Raw genomic sequence first — 5,274 nt, forward strand, 5'->3', positions numbered from 1 at the left:
GCCTGAACGATGGGTATGAAGGCTGGTGCCAGCGAAGCCAGCTGGCCATTACCGATGCCTGGGATAACAACAGCCAAACGAAATTATTCACGTCAGACTGGATCAATGCCGTTACCATAAATAACGTTCCGGCGCATGTGCCTGCGGGTATTCCCGTGCTGGATGCGGAAAATGCCAAACACCTGTCTGGTGTATTAAGAATCGATTACGGAAAAGCGGCTACCTGGAATACTACCAATGTAAAGCCGGAAGGCGCGGCCATCAGGCAGCGGGCCGAACAGGCGTTGAATACGCCCTATCTCTGGGGCGGACGCTCTGTATTTGGTATCGATTGCAGCGGGTTTACGCAGCAGGTATTTCGGTTTTTTAATATTCCCCTGTTACGCGATGCCTATTTGCAGGCCGGCCAGGGCGAAGTAGTTGGCTTTTTACAGGAAGCGCATTGTGGCGACCTGGCTTTTTTTGATAATGCCGAAGGGCGCATAACCCATGTCGGCATCTTGTTGAACGATCACGAGATTATTCATTCCGCCGGCAATGTGCGTATTGATAAGATCGATAATGCGGGGATCGTGAACGTTGATACAGGGTTGCGTACGCATCAGTTGCGGATTATTAAGAGATACTTTTAGAGTTGACCAGTTAACCAGTTGACCAGTTGATCAGTAATTGCCGATTGCAAAAAAACAAGTATGAGATCAGATGCCCCTGACCTCATACTTGCCACTTAATATTAATTTTTACATTTCATCAGCACTCGGCCCATAGCTACCGGGTATAGGTATATCCAGTAATCGTAAGAATACACCCAGTTGCGCGCGGTGGTGCACTATTTGACAGAATGCCATTCTTATTACTTCAGCTTTTGTAGATACGCTATAAATTTCTTCTCCATTGCGTAATGTCCAATTGGGCAGCAGGTCTGCTTCAGTCGCTTTTTCCAGGTGCGCTTTTCCATCAGTATAAGATCTTTCAAACGTTTCCAGGATCCCGGCAGAGGTGGTGATGGCTGAAGGTTTGTATGGATTGGCCGCAAAATCAAGTTCGCTGGTAGTAAGGGCAAAACTAACCCAGGCTGGTAATTCAGCAAGATGGGTAGCCAGTTGTTGAATGGTCATGCTTTTTTCGTGGGGCTTCCAGCTGAATTTGTCATCCGGAATTCTTGACAGCATTTTACGCGTGGTTTGCGCTTCCTGCTCCATTTCTTTTAAAAGCATTGGGATAATTGACATAGTGTTGTGTTTTTGTAGATACAAAGTAACCAGGGGTTGGTGACAACCCTATGTCAGCAGGGAGAAAGAAAAAATGGATAGATGATAAAACCGGAAGCAGGTCTGGTTGACTTACTTCCGGTTTTATAAAGAAGATTATTTCTTGTTCTTGAACGTTTCGTTGTACAGTTTCATGGCGTCTTCGATAATGGCCAGGGCTTTGGCTTTATCACCGAATTCATTCACTTCTACTTTTTTATTTTCAAGCGTTTTATACTCTTCGAAGAAGTGGCGTAATTCATCAAAGAAATGCGGTGGAATTTCTTCAATGTTGTTGTAGTGTCTTACGCTGGGATCGGTGTTAGCAACAGCAATGATCTTGTCGTCGCCATCGCCGTTATCGATCATTTGCATAACACCAATTACCTTGGCTTCCATCAAACACATAGCCTGTACGGGTTGTGAGGTAATTACTAATATATCAAGTGGATCTTTATCGTCGCCGTATGTTTGAGGAATGAATCCATAGTTACATGGATAATAGAATGAAGAATAAATGATCCGGTCCAGCTTCAACAAGCCGCTTTCCTTATCAATTTCATACTTAGCCCTGGACCCCTGCGGAATCTCAATCAGTGCATTTACAATTCGTGGAGCCTGATCACCAGGAGACACGCCATGCCAGGGATGGGAAACAGTTATCATATTGTTTTTAAAATTTAAGCAAATCTATAATAAGTTCTGCTTCATATGGCAAGTAACAATCATGTATGGACCCGGTTAAAAATAGGGCGGATTTTAGGATTATGTCCCGGCTCAACCGGGATCAGGGGCGCAAAGTAACTACATAAAAAAACAACCGGCAACATTTACTGTCATGGTCTGTAATTACATTTTAATAACCGACTTCAGGTCAACCAGCCAGGTATCCTGGTGGCGAATGATGCGTAAAGTGGTGGTATCGGCCGGGTTGGCGGTATGGTAATATTTGTATTCAACGGTTGAATCGTTGTCGTTGGTGATGGCAACCGGGCGTATAGTGGCTGATTTGTTTTTGTCTTTTTCTTTGCTGCTCAGCTGTTTGTAATTAGCCTGTTGCTTTTCGAACAGCAAGGTATTGGTAGAATCTTTCAATAAATAAAACGCCGCCTTATCATAATCTCCATCCAGTGAGGCACGAATGAACTCGGTGCCGGCATCCTGCGCATCTTCAGCTTTTTTATAACCTTCGCTGCCCGGTTTACAGGAAGCAGCAGTCAAAAGGCAAAAACTGGCAATTAATTTCTTCATAATCAACAAAAATAGGCACTACCGGGGAAAAAGTCTATGCTTTTTTAGTGTAATGTGTGTTAAGTGGGGGGCGGTTCACGAAAAAAGGAAATACAAAATCAGGTAAACCCGACTTCATACTTCCTTTTTCTTATTTCAGAACTACCTAAACTACTTACTTTCCTCTGAACGATCAGTGCGTTCTTTCCGGTCGCGCCAATGCTCGCGGGGTCGTTGATCGGGATGAACATCACTTTCCTTGTGCTCCTTGTCGTAGGCCCTGATAATGGCTTTTACGAGGCGGTGACGCACCACGTCTTCTTCATCCAGTTCAATTTGAGCGATGCCGTCGATATTCCTGAGAATGCGGGCTGCTTTCTCCAAACCACTGCGTTGATTTTTCGGCAGATCGATCTGCGTCAGATCACCGGTAATAATGGCTTTGGCATTGGCCCCAATACGGGTCAGAAACATCTTGAGCTGCAGATCGGTTGAGTTTTGCGCCTCATCCAGGATGATAAAGGCATTATCGAGCGTACGACCCCGCATGTAAGCCAGGGGCGCAATTTCAATAACGCGGGTGCTCATATAATACCCCAGTTTATCGGCGGGGATCATATCGTCGAGCGCATCATACAAGGGACGCAGATAGGGATCGATCTTCTCCTTGAGATCGCCGGGCAGGAAACCAAGGCTTTCACCGGCTTCCACCGCAGGGCGCGTAAGAATGATCTTTTTGACCATTTTGTTTTTCAATGCCCGAACGGCCAGGGCTACCGCGGTATAGGTTTTACCGGTACCGGCCGGACCGATGGCAAATACAATGTCATTTTTTTCAGCTTCATGCACCAGTCTTTTCTGATTGATGGTGCGTGCCCGTACTGTTTTTCCGTTGGGACCAAAAACGAGTATGTCATTGGGATTGCGGTCGATAAAATTATCAACGGTTTCTGCATCGTCGCCTCCCAGGATCTGCTCAAAATAGTTCTCGCTCATATGGCCATTACGCTCCAGGTATTGAACGATGAGGTCAATTTTTTCCTTGGCGCTTTCCACTTGCTCAGGCGAGCCGCTTAATTTAATTTGGGTTCCTCTTGAAAGAATTTTAAGAAGCGGGAATTTTTTCTTGAGAATATCCAGTTTTTGGTTGTTTACACCGAAAAACTCAATAGGGTTTACTGTTTCAAGGCTAATTATAGTTTCTGTCAATGCGCGTCAATTTAGGTTTCACAAATACAGGATAATACTCCTGGCGTCTTCTTATTTCATCTATTCCAAATATAATTATTTGGAACATCATTTTAGTAAAGTTACTTATACACAACATGTGGAAAATCGAAAATGTTGTAGTGTTTTGGTTAAATAATCACCTGTATTTACCCAGGTAACCAGAAAGGAGCCTGCAACTTTTTGTGTAATATATTGTGCGCTGGAAATGCAGTGGGAGAGGAGTGTACTAAAAGAAAAATGTCCCGATGAATCGGGACATTTTCTATATGATAGTAAGTGGTTGGCACTTATTTACTGATCTTGATCTCTGTTATTTTTATCGGTGAACCGTTTTTATCATAATCAATGCTGGTGCAATGTTGCAGGATGTTCGGTTCGCTAACATCTTTCGAACAGATCTTTTCCAACTGGTTGGCGCTATTGTAAGAATATTGATTCAGCGGAACGCCGGTCATATAAGGCAGGATAGCCGCAACTGGTTTTGAGCTGCCATTATATTGCCACATAGGGAAGATGAACGGCACTTTTTTCTGTTGACGGTTATCTACTTCCCAGTTGTCGTTATCGAATTGTAATACTCTGCCGGGCGAGCTGATCTTTTGCAGTTTATCGCCGTTGTATGAGTAAGTCCATGTATCTGTTTCCTGACCAACACCTGCAGGTATTACCTGTACAGTGGTGATGAGGCCGGTAGCATTAAAAGTATAAACCAGGTCATATTCTTTCTGGCCTGAAGGAGAACCACCGCTTCCGCTTGCCCGCAGGAACCATTTTTCAATTTTGATCTCTTTCACTTTCTTTTTGGCAATGAAAGCCGGATTAGGCGTAAAAGGCAGGCCTGGGTGTGATGACAGGTAGAAGTTGATACCTGCATAATAGTTGCTGGTGCTGAAGTCGAAGAAGTCATCAGCATTTGCTGTTACAGTTTTGCTGTTTACAGGAGATTCTGAAGTTACTCTTGAATACTTTTTAGCACCATCGGTGATGGTTTTGCCATCGTAGCTCAATGTCATTTTTGATGCATCGGGCTCAAAGTGTACCAGTTCGCTTCCACTAGCGGTAAATGGTAAGAACTTGGCTTTGTTTGGAAAATAAATAAATACTGCGGGATTGCTCTGGCCGCTTACGCTTACTAACAGGCTGTCCTTTTGGTCCTGGGTTTTCCATACTCCTTCAACATCGACTTTGTTTTGAGCAAAGCTGACTGCGGAGATGATGAGCAGAAGTGTGGTTAGGGAACACTTACTTATCATAGAACGGTTTTTAAAATTGATTGATAAAAATAATTGAACTCACTTATTTTTTAACGTTGACAATGCTTTTGATTCAGGGGTGTTCCGCCTTACAGCGGAACCGGACTCTTATCATGAACCCATTTTCACTTTGAAAAGTTGTTACAATGTTTTTTAGTTATTGTATCTACTATTTCGCTAATATAACAGATGGATCTGTTATATAAAAGTGTATTGTAAAAGAACTTTATTGTTTGCTTATTATTTATAGTTAACCCGCTCACTGTACGTTACGCACACTGCTGCTAATTAATACCTGCTAAATGATGAAA

6 protein-coding genes are annotated in these 5,274 nt (G+C 43.4%); 1 reads left to right on the forward strand and 5 read right to left on the reverse strand.

Annotated features, from left to right (window positions below; all coding sequences use genetic code 11):
• The coding region (locus ACJ751_RS21185; RefSeq protein ID WP_407747516.1) for a C40 family peptidase at positions 1–632 on the forward strand (632 nt) is incomplete at its 5' end.
• Positions 633–740: 108 nt separating this feature from the next.
• Here the strand turns inward: ACJ751_RS21185 and ACJ751_RS21190 are convergent.
• The 5 genes from ACJ751_RS21190 to ACJ751_RS21210 form a co-directional block, all read right to left on the reverse strand.
• The gene (locus ACJ751_RS21190) at positions 741–1,232 is read right to left on the reverse strand and encodes a DinB family protein (protein ID WP_407747517.1); all 492 of its coding nucleotides are present in this window, start codon (positions 1,230–1,232) and stop codon (positions 741–743) included.
• A gap of 135 nt (positions 1,233–1,367) precedes the next feature.
• Positions 1,368–1,916 (reverse strand): inorganic diphosphatase, encoded by a 549-nt coding sequence (locus ACJ751_RS21195; protein WP_407747518.1) that lies wholly within the window; start codon positions 1,914–1,916, stop codon positions 1,368–1,370.
• A gap of 183 nt (positions 1,917–2,099) precedes the next feature.
• The gene (locus ACJ751_RS21200; RefSeq protein WP_407747519.1) at positions 2,100–2,501 is read right to left on the reverse strand and encodes a hypothetical protein; all 402 of its coding nucleotides are present in this window, start codon (positions 2,499–2,501) and stop codon (positions 2,100–2,102) included.
• Positions 2,502–2,651: 150 nt separating this feature from the next.
• Positions 2,652–3,689: a PhoH family protein gene (locus ACJ751_RS21205; protein WP_407747520.1), complete on the reverse strand. Its 1,038-nt coding sequence runs from the start codon at positions 3,687–3,689 to the stop codon at positions 2,652–2,654.
• Positions 3,690–3,997: 308 nt separating this feature from the next.
• A complete protein-coding gene (locus ACJ751_RS21210; RefSeq protein WP_407747521.1) occupies positions 3,998–4,963 on the reverse strand; it encodes a hypothetical protein in 966 nt (321 codons plus the stop codon).
• Positions 4,964–5,274: the final 311 nt, after the last annotated feature.

The organism is Niastella sp. (assembly GCF_045805085.1).
Lineage (GTDB): Bacteria > Bacteroidota > Bacteroidia > Chitinophagales > Chitinophagaceae > Niastella.